This window comes from Streptomyces sp. sk2.1 (genome assembly GCF_008120935.1).
GTDB lineage: Bacteria > Actinomycetota > Actinomycetes > Streptomycetales > Streptomycetaceae > Streptomyces.
In genome coordinates this window covers 1-17,364 of the sequence record NZ_RDBO01000033.1, presented here as the reverse complement: position 1 = coordinate 17,364, position 17,364 = coordinate 1, and the positions used below count along the sequence as shown (strand labels likewise).

General features: G+C 74.0%; 10 protein-coding genes. 8 read left to right on the top strand and 2 right to left on the bottom strand.

Annotated elements, in window-relative coordinates:
- The first annotated feature begins 93 nt into the window (after window positions 1-93).
- Window positions 94-2,697 (top strand): tetratricopeptide repeat protein, encoded by a 2,604-nt coding sequence (locus tag EAO76_RS12225; RefSeq protein WP_148835950.1) that lies wholly within the window; start codon window positions 94-96, stop codon window positions 2,695-2,697.
- 32 nt (window positions 2,698-2,729) lie between these two features.
- Here the strand turns inward: EAO76_RS12225 and EAO76_RS12220 are convergent, their stop codons facing one another.
- A complete protein-coding gene (locus EAO76_RS12220) occupies window positions 2,730-3,545 on the bottom strand; it encodes a peptidoglycan DD-metalloendopeptidase family protein (RefSeq protein WP_187438580.1) in 816 nt (271 codons plus the stop codon).
- Window positions 3,546-3,727: 182 nt separating this feature from the next.
- Here EAO76_RS12220 and EAO76_RS12215 point away from each other — a divergent pair, with 182 nt between their 5' ends.
- The 7 genes from EAO76_RS12215 (at window position 3,728) to EAO76_RS12185 (ending at window position 17,261) form a co-directional block, all read left to right on the top strand.
- Window positions 3,728-4,807, top strand: coding sequence for a GH25 family lysozyme (locus EAO76_RS12215; protein WP_148835948.1), 1,080 nt, complete (start codon window positions 3,728-3,730; stop codon window positions 4,805-4,807).
- Between the two features lie 169 nt (window positions 4,808-4,976).
- Window positions 4,977-7,247, top strand: a complete 2,271-nt coding sequence (locus EAO76_RS12210; protein ID WP_148836169.1) for an AAA family ATPase — start codon at window positions 4,977-4,979, stop codon at window positions 7,245-7,247.
- Between the two features lie 58 nt (window positions 7,248-7,305).
- Window positions 7,306-9,648, top strand: a complete 2,343-nt coding sequence (locus EAO76_RS12205) for an FdhF/YdeP family oxidoreductase (protein ID WP_148835947.1) — start codon at window positions 7,306-7,308, stop codon at window positions 9,646-9,648.
- Between the two features lie 42 nt (window positions 9,649-9,690).
- Window positions 9,691-10,431 carry a class I SAM-dependent methyltransferase gene (locus tag EAO76_RS12200; RefSeq protein ID WP_148835946.1) on the top strand — a complete coding sequence of 247 codons (741 nt, stop codon included), beginning with the start codon at window positions 9,691-9,693 and terminating at the stop codon, window positions 10,429-10,431.
- 111 nt (window positions 10,432-10,542) lie between these two features.
- Window positions 10,543-10,821: a hypothetical protein gene (locus EAO76_RS12195; protein ID WP_148835945.1), complete on the top strand. Its 279-nt coding sequence runs from the start codon at window positions 10,543-10,545 to the stop codon at window positions 10,819-10,821.
- A gap of 103 nt (window positions 10,822-10,924) precedes the next feature.
- The gene (locus tag EAO76_RS12190) at window positions 10,925-11,308 is read left to right on the top strand and encodes a hypothetical protein (RefSeq protein WP_148835944.1); all 384 of its coding nucleotides are present in this window, start codon (window positions 10,925-10,927) and stop codon (window positions 11,306-11,308) included.
- Between the two features lie 913 nt (window positions 11,309-12,221).
- The gene (locus EAO76_RS12185; RefSeq protein WP_399461944.1) at window positions 12,222-17,261 is read left to right on the top strand and encodes a beta-ketoacyl synthase N-terminal-like domain-containing protein; all 5,040 of its coding nucleotides are present in this window, start codon (window positions 12,222-12,224) and stop codon (window positions 17,259-17,261) included.
- Here EAO76_RS12185 and EAO76_RS47545 read toward each other — a convergent pair.
- Window positions 17,186-17,353 (bottom strand): acyltransferase domain-containing protein, encoded by a 168-nt coding sequence (locus EAO76_RS47545; protein WP_399462026.1) that lies wholly within the window; start codon window positions 17,351-17,353, stop codon window positions 17,186-17,188. The two genes, EAO76_RS12185 and EAO76_RS47545, sit on opposite strands and share 76 nt — an antisense overlap.
- Between the last annotated feature and the right edge of the window lie 11 nt (window positions 17,354-17,364).

Here is a 17,364-nt window from a genome sequence, read left to right as displayed (position 1 = left end):
CCCGGCCATCCAGCCGACCCCGCCGGTGAACATCTCCAGCACCGAGACGCCGAAGCTGTAGACGTCGCTGCGCCGGCCCAGCGGACCGCCACCATGGCCCGGGTCGCGGACGAACTGACCGCCGTCTACCACCGCGTGACGGGGCGTCGGTACCCGCGGGCGATACCCGAACCCGCCGAGCTGCGTGCCGACGAACTCAACAACCGCGCCCTGTCCCTCCTCGACCTCGATCGCGCGGACGAGGCCGAGGAGGCGTTCACCGCCGCGCTGGCCGCCGACCCCCGGCATCTGGAAGCCCTCTACAACTCCGGTCTCCTGCGATGGCGACGGGGTTCCCTGGTCGGGGGCCTCGCCCCGGACGGCCCGGAGGGCGGGCGCGAGCCCGTCACCGACAGCCACCTCCTCGCCCGGCTCCGCACCGACGGCACGGACGCCGACGCCGACCGGCAGTCCCGGGTGCTGCGGGCGCATGTGCACCTGGAGCGCGGCGATACGCGGACGGCCCGCCGACTGCTGGAGGAGCTGGAGCGCGAGCATCCTCATGACCCCGAGGTGCGCGGCCCGGCCGAGGCCCTGCGGTCCGGCCGGGCCGGGGAGGGGAGCTGCGCCGGTTCCTTGGAACTGCCGTGGAGCCACGAGGAGGAGAGCCGCCACCTCCGGCCCTCGGTGCGGCTGACCGCCGACAGCCTGTGGGCGATGCGCAAGGTCGGCCGCTTCGACGTCCAGGTGTGGGACCTCGGCCGAAGCCGCCTGGCGCTCACCCTCACGGACACCGAACCCGACGCGGTCGACGTCACCGCGGACGGCCGCACCGTCGTGTCGTCCCACACCGACGGCCTGCTGCGGTTCTGGGATCCGGAACGCGGCGGCCTCCTGCACCGGTACGCCCTGCCGGGGTGGTCCGGGGGAGCRCCGGATCCGGYGCTCCCCCGGCGGGCGGGGTTGGTGCGGCTGGCCGTGGACGGCCGGCACTTCGCCGTGGTCGCCGGCCGCGAGGCCCAGTTGTGGCCCGCCGCCGCGGCCCCGGGGCTGCGGCCGGTGCGTCGGCGGCCGTTGGAGGGGTACCGCGACCACGCGTGGCTCGCGGTGAGCGACTTCGGCGGCTGGGCGCTGGGCGGGACCGCCGGGGGCGGGGCCGCCCTGTGGGACCTGGGGACCGGCCGGCACCGGCTGAACCTGGCGGGCGACGGCGACCGCGTCACCACCGCGTTCGTGAACGCCGACGGCCGCCACGCGCTGACGGCGTCCCGCAACCACCTGAGCCTGTGGGACCTGACGGACGGCCGCTGCCTCGGCCGGGCCCTCACCGGTACCGGCCTGATCCACACGATGTGGCTGAGCCCCGACGCCCGGCTCGCCCTCGTCGGCGGCGCCGACCGCAACGTCCGGCTGTGGGACCTGCGCGCGGGGCGCTGCCTGCGCACGTTCTCCGGCCACACGAAACCGGTGTACGCCGTGCTCATGGGCACCCGGGCCGACCGCGGCGCCTCGGTCGACGCGTCGGGAACCCTCCTGGGGTGGACCTGGCGGCTCCCCGGTTCCTACACCGCCCCGATGCATCCGAGCCGCCCCCGCCGCGCCACGGAGCGGCAGCGGCTGGACCGCGACGCGGGGGCCCTGGCGGCCGGGGCGGAGCGGGCCCTCGCCGACGGCCTGCCCCGAAGGGCCCACGAACTGCTCGTACGGGCAAGGAAGTTGCCCGGTCACGAGCGGCAGTCGCGGCTGCTGGACGCGTGGTGGCGGCTGGGTGCGGCGACCGGGTTCGCGGGGTTGCGGACGGCCTGGCCGGTACGGAGCTTCCCGCCGGTCGCGGACACCCGCGTCGACGACATCGCGATCGGCGCCGACGGCCGCACGGCGGCGTCCGCCCACGGCTCCAAGGGGGTGTATTCCTGGGACCTCGCCACCGGCCGGAGCCGGCACCGGCCGTACCCCGAAACCCTCTTCGCGGTGGGGATCGGCCGGGAGGACGGCCGGGTGCTGGCGGGCGGTGACGCGCTGGTGGTCTGGCGGGGCGACGCCGGGCCCCGGCGCGCGGCCGACGCTCGGATCAACTACATGTTCAAGGGGGTCTCGTTCAGTGCCGACGGCCGGCGCGCCCTGACCGCCGACCGCAGGACCGTACGGCTGTGGGACCTGGACACCGGGCGCTGCCTGCGTGAACTGACCGGCCACAGCACCTCGGTCTCCGCGGTGGCCATGTCCGGGTACGGGCGGTGGGCCGCCTCCGCCGACCTCGACCGGGGCGTACGGGTCTGGGACCTGTTCAGCGGCCGGTGCCGGCACGTCCTGCTCGACGGCCGCCGGAAGGTGTCCGACCAGGTGGGCATCAGCGCCGACGGCCGCAGGCTGCTCTGCTACGGCCTGCACGGCGGCCGTCTGCTGTGGGACACGGCCACGGGCGAGCGGTTGACCGTCTTCGACGAGGAACCGGGGGTGACGGTGGTGGGCCGGCTCACCCCTGACGGCCGTCATGCCGTCACCGGGGACAGCGACGGCCACGTCCGCGTCTGGGACACCGGCAGCGGCCGCTGCCTGCACGCCCTCGGCGGCCACGCCGGCATGGTCAGTTCCCTCGCGATCACCCCGGACGCCCGGTTCGTGGTGTCGGGCGGCGGCGACGGCACGGTGCGGCTGTGGGAGCTCGACTGGGAACCCTCGACGGGGGACGGCGGCGACGGACGCGCGAGGGGCTGAGCGCCCGCCGCCGGTTCCCCGTCCGGCGGGTCTCAGTCCCAGCGGTCCTGGTTGATGAAGCGGCTGAAGCCGCGCCAGGAGTTGGGGCCCATCACGCCGTCGACGGGTCCGGTGTAGCCGTGTGCGGCGGCCAGTCGCTGGAGGGCGGCCCAGGTGTTGGGTCCGGGGGCTCCGTCGATGGGTCCGGTGTAGCCCCAGCCGCGCATGTTCCGCTGGAGTGCCGCGTAGGTGTTGGGGCCGGGGGCTCCGTCGATCGGGCCGGTGTAACCGGACTCGATCCGCAGCCAGTTCTGCGTGCGTTTCCACATGACGGGACCGGGGATGCCGTCCTGCTCCGTCGTCGTCTTCGGCAACCCGCCACCGCCGCCGCCCAGGTGGTCCAGCGGGTTGACCCGGGTGCCGCCCGGGGTGATCAGGTGCCAGTGCACGTGCGGGCCGGTGGAGCTGCCGGAGCCCGGGGCCCCGGCGGCGCCGCCGGAGTATCCGACGGTCTCCCCCCGGCCGACCGAGGTGCCGTCGGACAGCCGGAACTCCGACAGGTGCATGTACTGCGTCCGGTACCCGTCGCTGTGGGTGATGGTCACCGTGTGCCCGCCGGTGCCGTTGTACGGAATGTTGGTGACGACACCGGCGCCCGCGGCCGGCAGCGCGGTGCCGACGCCCATCGCGTAGTCGATTCCGCCCAGGGAACCGCGGTTGACGTGCTCCCACCAGCCGTCCGTCATCGGGTAGCCGCTGAACGGGTTGTAGATGTCCAGTGCCCGGGCGGGGCTTCCCGAGAACAGCACGCCGCCCGCGGCCAGGCCGAACGTGGCGGCCGAGCCGCGCAGCAGCGTGCGCCGGCTCATTCCGGCCTGTGACCGGGCCTTCCGACCGTCATCGGTTCCATGACTTCCGCACACGTCAACTCCCTTGTTTTCATTGCTACTTGGCCAGTCCCTACGGAGCGGAGCCACGGTAGCCTACGCGCATAGATTTTGATAGGAACATGACATTCCACTGCAGTGGAATCCGCCCCATCGGAGGAGACATGCGCAGAAGAACCCTGATCCGCGGAGCCGTGGCGACCGCTCTGGCCCCGGCCGGGATCCTCGCGGCCACCGACGCCGCCACCGCCCGCACGGCCTCCGCCCAGGAGGCCGACCTGCGGGGCATCGACGTCTCGAACTACCAGGCCGGCATCGACTACGCCCGCGCCGCGGCCGAGGGCCTGGACTTCGTCGTCGTCAAGGCCGGGGGGTGCCAGCTCTCCGAGGGCCCCTACACCTCGTCCTCCTACTCCGGCCACGTCGACGGGGCCCGCGCGGCGGGCCTGCGGGTGGGCCACTACTTCCTGTCGGGGGACTTCCTCACCCCCGGCGCCGCCGCCGACTACTTCGTGGACCATCTGCACGACTACCGCGCCGGGGACGTACTGGCGCTGGACGTCGAGGTGCTCGACGACTCCACCCGCCTGTGGGACGACGCGGACGTGTCGGCGTGGTTCAACCGGGTGCGGGAGCGGGTCGGGACGTACGTGCCCTGGTTCTACATCAGCACGGGCGCGCTGCGGGCCGGCAGCTGGGAGCGCACCGTCGCCGCCGGCGCCCACCTCTGGGCGGCCTCCTGGGGCGCCAACGACGGCACCTGGCCCGGCCCGCCCGACCTCGGCGGCCGCTACCCCGACTGGGCCGCCCACCAGTACGCCTCCGTCGGCTCCGTCGGCGGCGTCTCCCCCGTCGATCTCGACCTCGCCCGCCCCTGGGCGTTCGACCCGACCCGGCCGACCGACCCGCCGCCCGGTGGCGGGTTGCCGAAGACGACGACGGAGCAGGACGGCATCCCCGGTCCCGTCATGTGGAAACGCACGCAGAACTGGCTGCGGATCGAGTCCGGTTACACCGGCCCGATCGACGGCGCCCCCGGCCCCAACACCTACGCGGCACTCCAGCGGAACATGCGCGGCTGGGGCTACACCGGACCCATCGACGGAGCCCCCGGACCCAACACCTGGGCCGCCCTCCAGCGACTGGCCGCCGCACACGGCTACACCGGACCCGTCGACGGCGTGATGGGCCCCAACTCCTGGCGCGGCTTCAGCCGCTTCATCAACCAGGACCGCTGGGACTGAGACCCGCACGGAGGGCACGAAAAATCCCCGGACCGCAATTGTGGTCCGGGGATTTTCCCGGGTATATTGAGTGTTTCTGTGTGCCCACAGAAAAGGCCCCACAACGGGGGCCACTAAGAAACACCATATCCGGCAGGGAGCCATTTTGTCAAATCGGGAAAGCGCCGAATTGCAGAAGGAACAGGAATTCGTCGACCGGCTCCACGACCGTGTCGACACTCTGCGCGGTGTCACCGCGCGGGGCGTCGAGGACGCGCTGACACCGGTCGGGAACGGCTTGCAGGCCCGTCTCGAACGCGATGTGCTGGTCGCCGAACGTTCCGGTCTGCTGGCCGCCCTGAACGCGGTGGACGGCTCGCTGTGTTTCGGCCGCATCGATTTCCGCGACGGCACCGCGCGCCATATCGGCCGGATCGGAATCCGCGAGGACGACGCCGAACGGACTCCGCTGCTGATCGACTGGCGCGCGCCGGTCGCCCGGCCCTTCTATCTCGCCACCGGTCACACCCCCATGGGGCTGCGCCGGCGGAGGCACATCAGCTCCAGGAATCGCACCGTCACCGAATTGCACGACGAGATCCTCGACCTCCGGGACCGGGAGCGCACCGGCTTCGAGGACCCGAGCGGCGACGCCGTGCTGCTCGCCGCCGTGAACTCCGCCCGCACCGGCCGCATGGGCGACATCGTGCGGACCATCCAGGCGGAGCAGGACCGCATCATCCGCGCCCCGCACCGCGGGGTCCTCGTCGTCGAGGGCGGCCCCGGCACCGGCAAGACGGCGGTGGCACTGCACCGGGCGGCCTTCCTGCTGTACGAGCACCGCGAGCTGCTCGCCAGGCGCGCCGTCCTGATCGTGGGCCCCAACCCCGCCTTCCTGCACTACATCGGCGAGGTGCTGCCCGCGCTCGGCGAGACCGGTGTCCTGCTCGCCACGCAGGCCGAACTCTTCCCCGGGGTGCGCGCCGACGGCACCGACACGCCCCGCGCCGCCGCGGTCAAGGGCGGGTCCCGGATGGCCCGGGCGCTCGCCCTCGCCGTCCGCGACCGGCAGCGCCTGCCCGAACCCGGCGCACCGCTGGTCGTCCCGCACGACGACGGGGACCTCGTGCTCGACCGGGAGATCGCCCGCGAGGCCCGGGAGGCGGCCCGCGACACCCGGCTGCCGCACAACCTCGCCCGCCCGTACTTCGCGTTCCGGATCATCGACGCCCTCACCGCGCAGCTCGCCGAGCGGATCGGCGCCGACCCGTACGGCGGCCCCAACTTCCTCGGCCCCGACGACATCGCCCAGCTCGGCAAGGCCGTCGCGGCCAGCCGGGAGGTGCACTCGGCCGTCGAGGAGCTGTGGCCGGCCCTCACCCCCGAGGAATTCCTCGCCGACTATCTGGCCGACCCCGCGCACATGACGGACGAGGACGCCGAAGCCATCCGGCGCACGCCCGGCGACGGGGTGTGGACCCCCGCCGACGTTCCGCTGCTCGACGAGGCGGCGGAGCTCCTCGGGGTCGACGACAGCGCCGAACGGGCCGCCGCCGAGGCCGAGCGCCAGGAGCGGATCGCGTACGCGCAGGGCGTGCTGGAGCTTTCGCGGGGTTCGGAGACGTACGAGTTCGAGGACGAGGAGTCCGAGGTCCTCGCCGCCCACGACATCGTCGACGCCGAGCGGATGGCGGAGCGGCACGAGGAGGCCGATCACCGCAGTGCGGCCGAGCGCGCCGCCGCGGACCGGACCTGGGCGTTCGGGCACATCATCGTCGACGAGGCGCAGGAGCTGTCGCCGATGATGTGGCGGCTGCTGATGCGCCGTTCGCCGACCCGTTCGATGACCCTGGTCGGCGACCCGGCGCAGACCTCCGAGGAGGCCGGCGTCGGTTCGTGGGAGAAGATCCTGGAGCCGTACGTCGGTGACCGCTTCGAGCACGTCCGGCTCGGGGTCAACTACCGCACGCCCGCCGAGATCATGGAGCTGGCCGCCGGGGTCGTACGGGCCGAGAACCCCGGCTTCCGGCCGCCCGGCTCGGTGCGGTCCACCGGTGAGGCGCCGTGGATCCGGCACGCCGGGGAGGACCTGGCGGGCGCCGTGGCCCGGGCGGTCGCGGAGCTGACGCCGGAGGAGGGGCGCCTCGCGGTGATCGCGCCGCGGGAGCTCCACGAGGAGATCGCGGCCCCGCTGGACGGGATCGCGGCCGGCGCCGAACCGGATCTGACCCGGCCGGTGGTACTGCTCGGCCCGCGCCAGGCCAAGGGGCTCGAATTCGACCACGTGCTGGTCGTGGAGCCCGCCCGGCTCGGGACCAGCGACCTGTACGTGGCCCTGACCCGCGCCACCCAGCGCCTGGGCATCGTCCACCGGGAGGAGCTGCCCGGGGCGCTGCGCCGACGGGACCGGGGAGCGGCACCGGCCGGGAGCCGGATGGCGGGCCGGGACCGGCGGGCATAGCCTGCCCAGCAGTGCCGTTCCATCGTCCCCGGTCCGCCCGGCGGAAGGGTTGAGAGCCTTGAGCACCACCCGTGACGAGCAGGAAACCCCGGAGCCCTCGGCAGGACCCGCCCCCGAGGGCGATCCGGAGTTCCACCCCTACCACCACCCCGCCGCGGGCTGGGGCGCGGCGGGGAGCGTGAGCCGTTTCCTGATGCGCGAGGGCTCGCTGGTGGACGGCCCGCGGGCCATCATGCGGATGAACCACGAGAACGGCGGGTTCGACTGTCCCGGGTGCGCGTGGCCGGACGACACCAAGGGCCTGCACCTGGACATCTGCGAGAACGGGATCAAGCACGTCACCTGGGAGATGACCCGCAAGCGGGTCGGGCGCGAGTTCTTCGCCGCCCACTCGGTGACCGAGCTGGCCGGGTGGAGCGACCACGACCTGGAGGACCGGGGCCGGCTGACCGAGCCGATGGTCTACGACCCCGCGACGGACCACTACGTCCCGATCGGCTGGAAGGACGCGTTCGAGCTGGTGGGCCGCGCCCTGCGCGAGCTGGACCATCCGGACCGGGCCGCGTTCTACACCTCCGGACGGCTCGGGAACGAGGCCACCTTCCTCTACCAGCTGATGGCCCGTGAACTGGGCACGAACAACCTGCCGGACTGCTCCAACATGTGCCACGAGGCCAGCGGCCGCGGCCTCCAGGCGTCCCTGGGCACCGGCAAGGGCACCGTCGACCTCAAGGACTGGGAGCGGGCCGACGCGCTGTTCGTCCTGGGGGTCAACGCCGCCTCCAACGCGCCCAGGATGCTCACCGCCCTCTCCGGGGCGTACCGCCGGGGCGCCCGGATCGTGCACGTCAATCCGCTCGTCGAGGCGGCGGCCACCCGCACCATCGTCCCGCACGACTTCACCGACATGGCCCTCTTCAAGGCGACCCCGACCAGCACCCTGAACCTGCAGCCCCGCATCGGCGGCGACATGGCGCTGCTGCGCGGGATGGCCAAGGCGGTCCTGGAGCAGTCCGAGTCCGACCCCAGGGCGCTGGACCGGGAGTTCATCGAGCGCCACACCACAGGCTTCGAGGAATACCGCGCGCTGTGCCGGGCCACTTCGTGGCAGGAGATCGAGAACCAGTCCGGGCTGAGCCGCGTCGACGTCCTCGACGCGGCACGCGTGTACGGCGAGGCCGACCGCTCCGTCATCAGCTGGTGCCTGGGGGTCACCCAGCACGAACACGGCGTCGACACCGTCCGGGAGATCGTCAACCTGCTCCTGCTCCGCGGCAACCTGGGACGGGAGGGGGCGGGTCCCTCCCCCGTGCGCGGGCACAGCAACGTCCAGGGCAACCGGACCTGCGGCATCGACCACCGCCCCGCCGACGCGTTCCTGGACCGCCTCGCCGAGGTCTGCGGGATCGAGCCGCCCCGCCGGCACGGCCTGGACACCGTCGGCACGATCAAGGCGATGCACAACGGCGACGTGAAGGTGTTCGTCGGCATGGGCGGCAACTTCGCCCTCGCGGCGCCCGACACCCCGTACACCTGGGAGGCGCTGCGCTCCTGCGACCTCACCGTCCAGGTGAGCACCAAGCTGAACCGCAGCCATGTCGTCCACGGCCGCCGGGCCCTCGTCCTGCCGTGCCTCGGCCGTACCGAGAAGGACCACCAGCGCAGGGGCGTCCAGAGCACGTCCGTCGAGGACTCGATGAGCATGGTCCACCTGTCGGTCGGCATGAAGCGCCCCGCCTCGCCGCATCTGCTGTCCGAACCGGCCATCGTCGCCGGCATGGCCCGCGCCGCCCTGCCCGACAGCGCCACCCCCTGGGAGTGGTACATCGAGGACTACGACCGCATCCGGGACACCATGTCCCGCGCGCTCGACGGCTTCGAGGACTTCAACCGGCGGGTGCGGATGCCACTCGGCTTCCGCATCAGGCAGCCCGCCCGCGAGCTGGTCTTCCTCACCCCCTCCGGGCGTGCCGAGTTCTCCAGCGCCGCCCTGCCCGACGTCGTCCCCGCCCCCGGCACCCTGGCCCTGGGCACCATGCGGTCCCACGACCAGTGGAACACCACCGTCTACTCCGACAACGACCGCTACCGCGGGATCAAGAACCTGCGCACGCTCGTCTTCATGAACCGGGCCGACATGCGCGAGCGCGGCATCGCCGACCTCGGCCCCGTCGACATCACGAGCACCGCGAAGGACGGCAGCCGACGCTCGCTGGAGGGCTACCTGGCCGTCCCCTACGACATCCCCCGCGGCTGCGCGGCCGGCTACATGCCCGAGATGAACGTGCTGTGCGCGCTCTGCGACTACAGCACCCAGAGCGACCAGCCGATCATGAAGCACGTCAGGGTCACCGTCTCCCCCGCCGCCCGGGCCGGGAGCACGGGGCGGGAAACGGCGTAATCGCTTCGACAACGCCCACCGTGCCCGGCAGAGTTGCCGCCCATGACGAGCAGTGAGATGTGGACCCGTGCGACCGCCGACCGCTATGACGCCGAGGAGAAGGAGATGTCCTCGGCCGCCGTACTCGGACCGACCCTCGACTTCCTCGCCGGACTGGCCGGGGACGGCCGGGCACTGGAGTTCGCCATCGGGACCGGGCGGGTGGGCGTCCCGCTCCGGGAGCGCGGCGTGCCCGTGGTGGGCATCGAACTGTCCGAGCACATGGCCGCGGTCCTGCGGCGCAAGCTCGACGAGGACACGCTCCCGGTCGTCATCGGGGACATGGCCACCACCACCGTGCCCGGCGAGTTCGCCCTGGTCTACCTCGTCTACAACACCATCACGAACCTGCTCACGCAGGACGAGCAGGTCGAGTGCTTCCGCAACGCCGCACGCCATCTGGCGCCCGGCGGCCGCTTCGTCATCGAGCTGGGCGTGCCGCCGCTGCGGTTCCTGCCGCCCGGGCAGGTCGCGGTGCCGTTCGACGTCTCCGAGGACCATCTCGGCTTCGACACCTTCGACCTGGTCGAACAGGTCCTCCGCTCGCACCACCTCACCCGTGACGGCGACGACGGCCACTACCGCCGCGACGTCTCCCGACACCGGTACGCGTGGCCGGCGGAGCTCGACCTGATGGCCCGGCTCGCGGGGCTCGAACCGGAGCGGCGCGTCGCGGACTGGGACGGGGCGCCGTTCACCCAGGACTCCCCGAAGCACGTCTCCGTGTGGCGCAAGCCGGTCTGAACCGCCCTCCCGGCTCTCCCCGTTCTCCTGGCCCCACCCGTCGGCCCGCCCGCCGACCGGGCCCGAACCCCCGGTCCGGCCGACCGTGCCCGCAGGGTACGGTCGCCTCCCATGGCATCACTTCACGCACGGGAGCCGGGGCCCGCGGGGGATCTGCGGGTGGGCGACGTCGTCAGGATCTCGTGCCCGTTCACGGAGGCCCTGGTCGCGGAGGGGCGGCGGCCGGGCGGGGAGGTCGCCCTGTGGTGGCCCTGGTGGTCGGCCGACCCGGACTGCTCGTTGTTCCGCTGGGACGGTTCGGTGGTCGTCGACGGCGGTACGGGGCCGGACGCGGGGGACGGGGGGGCTGTTCCGCACCGATCCGGCGCCCCGGTCGCTCGCCACCGGTGACACGTGCCGCGTCGGCATCCCGCCTACCCTCGTCCACGTCATCGACGTCGCCCGTTACGACCCGCCCCAGGAGACCGGTCGGCTGCCGCGCCCCGACCGGCTGGTGGTCGTCCTGCCCGCGGGCCGCTCGTACGACCCCCGTCCGGAGGAGCAGGGGGAGAGCTTCGACCCCGACGACGACGTCCCGGTCGTCTTCGAACCGGTCTTCCGCCCGTACGCCTTCCTGGAGCCCGGCGACGAGGTCGCCGACGGCACCGGCCGGGCCTGGCGCTTCGACGGGCCGTGGGACTGGTGCCCCTTCGACGGCGGCGCCGGGCCCCACGAACCCGTCTGGCCCCTCGTCCTGCTCGCCCGCCGCTCCTGTGCCGACGCGGCGGAGGCGGGGGCCGCCGTCGCCGGGGCGACCCGTACCGGCTCCCACCGGGAGGAGATCGCCCGCTGGCGCGCCGTCGCGCAGGCGGAACCCCCCGTCCTTCCGGTGCCGTGAAGCGTGGCCCGAAGTCGCCGGGTCCGCCGTCGGTCCGTCCGCCCCGTGATTTGTCCGCCCCGACCCGGCCGTGACCGTATTCCTCCCCGGTCCGCAGGGTCCGGGACCGCCGTCGTCCGGCGGCCGGAGGCATGAGGGCCGCGCATGCCGTTTCCCGTCCGGCCGGGCGGGGAGGACCACCGAAGAGGTTGTGGTCCTTCGCGCGGGACGCCGGGGAACGGACCCGGGTCGCCGCCGAGGTCCGAGTGGCCGAATACATGTCACGGCACATGGGCGCGGGGGCGTACCGGAGGGGCGATTTCGAGCCGGTCGGCTGTCGGGACCTCGGGCAGAACCAGGGGCCGCCCGCGGTGAACCGGACGGGAGCGCGGGCCGGACGGGAGCGCGGGCCGGACGGGAGCGCGGGCCGGACGGGAGCACGGGCCGGACGGGAGCACGGGCCGGACGACGCCGGGGCCGCGCACCGGTCCGGGCGGTGGGCGGGCGGTGCGACCGGGCCTCGTGCCGCCGGTGGCGGGCGCCTCCGCGGCACGGTGCGACCGGGCCGCGCGCCGTCGGCTCCGGGTGTCTCCGCGGCAGAGTGCGACCGGGTCGGGCACCCGGCATCCTGCGGCCGCACCCCGTGAGACTCCGAGCCCCGCAGGTTGCTGTGATCTTCGACACATCACCCTTTTCGCGCCGCTCGAACACGCGTCATACACGTGTCATGCCCATGACTTGCAGGTGACGGCCGGTGCGCACCCGCGCGAGGAAGTCCGGATTGCCGCGCCTCGGGGTCTTTGCGGTTCACACCCGCTTAACGCGCGTAGACATCGGTGGCCGGACGGAACAACGTGACCTGTTGACCGCGCAGAGTCCCCACCAGTTAACTACCGCAGATCACGCCCAACGGACCCTCGAATCAGGAGACTTCATGTCGATGCCGTTATCCGGCGCGCCCTCCGTGCCGTCGGCGCCGGACCTGGTCATCGCGGTGAATCCGCTCCACCGCCCCTCCCCCCGGCTGACCGCGGCGGCGGTCCGGGCGGGCGCGCTCGGTGTGCTGGAGCTGCCCACGGGGGACGCGCGCGGGGCCGAGGAGTTACTGGCCCGTACGGACCGATGGACCCGGGCACCGTTCGGCGTACGGCTCCGCCCCGGCTGCGTGCTGCCGGACGGCGACACCGCCGACTCGCTGCCCGAGGGCGTGGGCACCGTCCTGCTGGCCGATTCCGCCCGTCGCCCCGCCGACTTCCCCGGCCGCCGGGTCCTGGTGGAGGTCACCGACCTGGCCGGGGCCCACGAGGCGGCCCGGGCCGGTGCGCACGGCCTGGTGGTGCGCGGCCACGAGGGCGGCGGCCGGGTCGGCGAACTGAGCACGTTCATCCTTCTGCAGCAGGTCCTGGCCGACGGGACGCTCGGGCTCCCCGCGTGGGCCTGCGGGGGCATCGGGCCGCACAGCGCGGCGGCGGCCGTCGCGGGAGGCGCGGCCGGGGTGGTGCTCGACACGCAGCTGGCGCTGTTCGACGAGGCCGAGCTGCCCGCCGGGATCGCGGACGCCCTGCGCGGGCTCGACGGTTCCGAGACCGTGGTGCACCACGGCCGGCGCGTGCTGCGCCGCCGGGGCCCCGGAGCGCCTCGGCTCCCGGACGATCCGGACGAGTTCGCCTCCCGCATCGGCTCGGACGATCTGCGCACCCAGTTCCTGCCGGTCGGGCAGGACGTCTACCTGGCCGGGTCGTTCGCCGGACGGTACGCCAATGTGTCCCGGGCACTGCGGGCGGTCCGCGACGCCGTGGCCGAGGCGCTGGCCGACGACGCCCCCGGCGCCGCGCTCCTCGCGGGCTCGCCCGGTGCCCGGACGCTCGGCACGGCCCTGCCCGTCGCCCAGGGCCCGATGACCCGGGTCAGCGACCAGCCGGCGTTCGCCGCGGCCGTGGCGGCACGGGGCGGACTGCCTTTCCTGGCACTGGCGTTGGCGGGGCCCGAGCGCACCCGCGCCATGCTGGAGGAGACCCGTTCCCTGCTCGGGGACGCCGCCTGGGGCGTCGGCGTCCTGGGCTTCGCGGACGACGCCGTGAAGGACGCCCAGCTGGAAGTGGTCCGCGAGCTGCGGCCCTCGCACGCGATCATCGCGGGCGGCAGGCCCGCGCAGGCCGCCGCCCTGGAGGCCGAGGGCATCACGACCTTCCTGCACGTGCCGTCGCCGGGGCTGCTGCGGCAGTTCCTGACGGCCGGGGCGCGCCGGTTCATCTTCGAGGGCTCGGAGTGCGGCGGCCATGTGGGCCCGCGCGGCAGCTTCCCGCTGTGGCAGGCGCAGACCGAGGTGCTGCTCGACTTCCTGGCCGAGTCCAACGGACGCGGCGCGCAGGAGCTGACCGTGCTCTTCGCGGGCGGCATCCACGACGAGCGGTCGGCGGCGATGGCGGCGGCCCTGGCCGCCCCGCTGACCCGGGCCGGGGTGGGCTTCGGCGTGCTGATGGGCACGGCGTACCTGTTCACCGAGGAGGCCGTGACCGCCGGGGCGATCCAGCCGCTGTACCAGCGCCAGGTGATCGCCGCGGACCGCACCGACCTGCTGGAGACGGCCCCCGGGCACGCCACCCGCTGCGCACACTCCGCGATCACCCGCGACTTCGCGGCCCTCAAGAGCGGGCTGCGCGAGCAAGGGGTGCCCGACCGGGAGGCGTGGGAGCAGCTGGAGCGGTTCAACGTGGGCCGGCTGCGGCTGGCGTCCAAGGGGATCGAGCGGGTCGGCGACGAGCTGCTGACGGTGAACGAGGACCGCCAGGCGCACGAGGGCATGTTCATGGCCGGCGAGGTGGTGGTGCTGCGGCACGGCACGACCGACGTGGCGGCCCTGCACGCCTCGGTGACCGAGGGCGCGAACCGTCTGCTGCGGGAGCGCTCCACCGTTCCCGACGCGCCCGCCGAGGAGCCCGCGCCGCTGCGGATCGCGGTGATCGGCATGGCAGGCATGTTCCCGGGCGCGGCCGATCTGACCGAGTTCTGGGCCAACGTCCTGTCCGGCGAGGACTGCGTGTCGGAGGTCCCGGCGGACCGCTGGGACCCGGAGCTGTACTACGCGCCGGACGGCGACGGCGAGCGCACCCCGTCCCGCTGGGGCGGCTTCCTGCCCGAGATCCCCTTCGACCCGCTGGTGTACGGCATCCCGCCGGCCTCGCTCGCCAGCATCGAGCCGGTGCAGCTGCTGGCGCTCGAAGCGGCCCGCCGGACGCTGGTGGACGCCGGGTACGACGCGCCGGGCACCGACCACCGGCGCACCTCGGTGATCTTCGGGGCGGAGGCGGGCAGCGACCTGTCCAACGCGACGACGCTGCGCACGGTGCTGCCCTCGTACACCGGGAGCATCCCGGCGGGCCTCGACGAGCAGTTGCCGAGGCTGACCGAGGACTCCTTCCCGGGCATGCTGGCCAACGTCATCGCGGGCCGCATCGCCAACCGACTCGACCTGGGCGGCGCCAACTACACGGTGGACGCGGCCTGCGCCTCCTCGCTGACCGCGGTGGACGCGGCCTGCAAGGAGCTGGTCACCGGCACCAGCGACCTGGTGCTGTGCGGCGGTGCCGACCTGCACAACGGCATCAACGACTTCCTGCTGTTCTCCTCGGTGCACGCGCTCTCCCCCTCGGGCCGCTCGGCCACCTTCGACAGCTCCGCCGACGGCATCGCGCTCGGCGAGGGCGTGGGCTGCGTGGCGCTGAAGCGGCTCGCCGACGCGGAGCGCGACGGCGACCGGATCTACGCCGTCATCGACGGGGTGGGCGGTGCGAGCGACGGCCGGGCGCTGGGGCTGACCGCGCCCCGCCCCGAGGGCCAGCGCGCGGCGCTGGAGCGGGCGTACACGGGTGCGGGCGTCTCCCCCGCCGAGGTCGGCCTCATCGAGGCGCACGGCACCGGCACCGTCGTCGGCGACCGCACCGAACTCACCACGCTCACCAAGTTCTTCACCGAATCCGGTGCGCGGCCCGGCAGTTGCGCGGTCGGTTCGGTCAAGTCGCAGATCGGGCACACCAAGTGCGCGGCGGGCATGGCCGGTCTGATCAAGACGGCGCTCGCCCTGCACCACGGGATCAGGCCGCCGACCCTGCACGTCCGCGAGCCCAACCCGGCCTGGGAGAAGGAGTCGAGCCCGTTCGTCTTCCACACCGAGGCCGGTCCGTGGCCGGTGGAGCCGGCCCGGCGGATCGCCGGGGTCAGCGCCTTCGGTTTCGGCGGCGCCAACTTCCATGTGGTGCTGCGCGCCCACGAGCAGGCACCGGCGCCCCACACGCTGGACGGCTGGCCCGCCGAGCTGTTCGTGTTCCGCGGCAGGGACGAGGAGGCCGCCGCCCGTTCCGTACGGCGCCTGCTCGACCTGCTGGAGCGGGGCGGGGCCTGGCGGCTGCGGGACTACGCCCGGCACGCCGCGCTCCGCGCCGACCGGGCCGCGCTGGACGGGGAGGCCGTCCGGTACGCGGTGGTGGCCGACTCGCTCGACGCGCTGCCCGGCCTGCTGGAGCGGGCCGTCCGCGGTGAACACGCCCCCGACGACGGCGTGTTCGTCGCGGCGCGGGAGCAGGAGGGCCTGTACGGGGACGCGGGGACCGCCCCCGCCGAGGCGCTGGCGTTCCTCTTCCCGGGCCAGGGCAGCCAGCGGCCGGGCATGCTGGCGGACCTCTTCGTCGCCTTCCCCGAGCTGCACCGCTACCTCCACCTCGGTGCCGAGTGGGCCGAGGCGCTCCACCCGCCCACCGCCTTCGACGCGGACACGAAGGCCGGGCAGCTGGCCAGGATCACCGACACGGCCGTGGCGCAGCCCGCGCTCGGCATCGTGGAGCTGGCCGCGGCCGATCTGCTCGGCAGCCTGGGGGTGCGGCCCGCGATGGCGGCGGGGCACAGCTACGGCGAACTGGCGGCGCTGGGCGCCGCCGGGGTGTTCGCACCGGAGGACCTGCTGGCGGCGAGCGCCGCGCGCGCCACGGCGATCCTCGGCGCGGTCGACGGCGGCGACCCGGGGTCGATGGCGGCCGTGAACGCGTCCGCGGAGCGGATCGAGGAGGTGCTGCGGCTGGCCGGCCTGCACGGCGACGTCGTCACGGCCAACCACAACTCGCCGCGGCAGACCGTCATCTCGGGCCCGACCGAGTCGGTGGAAGCGGCCTGTGCCGCGTTGCGGGACGCCGGCCGCTCGGCCAAGAAGCTCCAGGTGGCCTGCGCCTTCCACAGTCCGGTGCTGTCGGGCGCGGGCGACGCCTTCGCCGGGCACCTGGCGCGGGTCGCGCTGCATCCGCCCGCCTTCGACGTGTGGGCGAACCGGACCGCCGCGCGCTATCCGGCCGCGCCCGAGGACATCCGCGCGTCGCTGGCGGCCCAGATCGAGGCCCCGGTGCGGTTCACCGAACAGATCGAGGCCATGTACGAGGCGGGGGCCAGGGTCTTCGCCGAGGTCGGCCCCGGCCGGATGATGTCACGGCTGGTGGACACCATCCTCAAGGACCGGCCGCACCGCACCGTGCCGGTGGCCGCCGACCACCGGGGCGGTCTGCGCGGACTGCTCGACGCCCTGGCCCGGCTCGCGGTCCTCGGCGTCGACGTGCGCCTCGCCCGGCTCGTCCAGGGCCGTGACACCGTCGATCCCGGGACCGCCACCGCGCCGCGCGCCGCGGGCTGGACGGTCGACGGCCATCTGCTGCGCCGCGCCGACGGCACCATCCCGTCGGGCGCCCTCCATCCCCCCACCCAGATATCGGAGTCGGTCGTGTCGGAGCACCTCCACAACAACGGTTCCCTGTCCGGCCCCGACGCCCTGATCGCGGAGTTCCTCCGCAGCAGCAGGGACATGGTCGCCGCCCAGCGCGACGTGCTGCTGCGCTATCTCGGCGGAGCCGACACCGGCTACGCGGCGCTCGCCGCCAGCAGGTCCTCCGGTGCGAACACCCCGGCGGCGCCCAGCGCCGCCAGTTCGCCGTAGCTGTGCCCCGCCGCCATCGCGGGCCGCACCCCCAGGCTGCCGAGCAGATCGGCCGCGGCCAGCTCCACGATGCCGAGCGCGGGCTGCGCCACGGCCGTGTCGG

What these genes read in the sequence shown, in the direction of transcription:
- EAO76_RS12220 (WP_187438580.1), bottom strand. Translation starts at nt 3,545, where the DNA reads ATGAGCCGGCGCACGCTGCTGCGCGGCTCGGCCGCCACGTTCGGCCTG.
- EAO76_RS12185 (WP_399461944.1), top strand. Translation starts at nt 12,222, where the DNA reads ATGTCGATGCCGTTATCCGGCGCGCCCTCCGTGCCGTCGGCGCCGGAC.
- EAO76_RS12195 (WP_148835945.1), top strand. Translation starts at nt 10,543, where the DNA reads ATGGCATCACTTCACGCACGGGAGCCGGGGCCCGCGGGGGATCTGCGG.
- EAO76_RS12200 (WP_148835946.1), top strand. Translation starts at nt 9,691, where the DNA reads ATGACGAGCAGTGAGATGTGGACCCGTGCGACCGCCGACCGCTATGAC.
- EAO76_RS12215 (WP_148835948.1), top strand. Translation starts at nt 3,728, where the DNA reads ATGCGCAGAAGAACCCTGATCCGCGGAGCCGTGGCGACCGCTCTGGCC.